1 protein-coding gene is annotated in these 1,064 nt (G+C 60.3%); it reads right to left on the reverse strand.

The annotated features are described in order from the left end of the window. Window positions 1–126 precede the first annotated feature (126 nt). On the reverse strand, window positions 127–1,064 hold a 938-nt coding region (locus IQ782_RS29595; RefSeq protein WP_240989684.1), incomplete at its 5' end, for a GNAT family N-acetyltransferase.

Raw genomic sequence — 1,064 nt, forward strand, 5'->3', positions numbered from 1 at the left:
GCGGACAAAGCTGCCGTAGAGCGCGGTAGTTCGACTTTGCCGGGAAGCATATTCGACCGACCGGAATTCGATATCGCTATTCACTCCGGACGAGTGAGTAAGGCCTGCGCAGCGCCTGTCTCTTCTCTACCCCGTCGAATGGCTCGAAAGAGCGTAGCCGATGGGGGAGCCGATCCGAGGGCTCCGACCGAATGTCATTGTCACCACATCCGGTTTGCACCGAAGCCCCAAGGAGCCGAGAAATCGCTGGAACACCCCGTCGGTGTGGCGCGTATCAATCCGGACGAACTGGCCTTTGAGGTCGGCCAGCAGGGACGTCGCGAGCGCGACTGCGTCGCTTCCGAGCTCCGCCGTGATCGGCCCGATGACGTAGCCTCGTCCGAACCTTCGCCGCATTGCGAAGCCAACAACTTGCCCCGCACGCTCGATCACCCGAATATCCGATGTTGCCAGCAGCCCCGACAAAACCGCAGATCGGTCGGCGTCGTAGGACGTCTGATCGAGCTCCAGCACTTTGAGAAAATCTTCAGGGGCGAAATCCCGGATCGGGGCGAAGGCCACCAAGTTGACCTTCAGCACACCTTCGTACTTGAAGACCTGCTCTCCTCGTTTCGCGCCGAGCCCGCGATAGAACAGTACGTCGCCCTGGCAGGCATTGAGGAACGCCCTTGGGCTGCCACTTCGTTCTACGGCTTCCCGTGCCAACATGTCGGCAAGGCCCGAGGAGCGGAGCTTTGGATTTGCGATGACCATTCCGACCGCTGCGGCCCCATCGCCGTAGGGAAAGCACATTGCCGAGCCATGCACGCGCTGCATTTCGTCGACTGCAACGATCCCAACGCCTGTCTCGAGGTTCGTCGCCCAATCGGACCGACGGTGGGGCCAGCCCACACAAGCTGAAAGGCGATGCAAGGCATCAAGATGGCACGCATGCATTGCAGTGAAACTGAGACTGTAGCTGTCAACCTGGCGCTGAGTGGAAATATAGGTCATTCTCTGGTTTCCCTGCGCGGTCGGGCGCGCTTGTGGCGCGATCATTCGGACCTTATGCACTCGCAGGCAAG

It is taken from the genome of Salipiger mangrovisoli, from assembly GCF_015223355.1.
In the GTDB taxonomy this organism is placed as follows: domain Bacteria; phylum Pseudomonadota; class Alphaproteobacteria; order Rhodobacterales; family Rhodobacteraceae; genus Salipiger; species Salipiger mangrovisoli.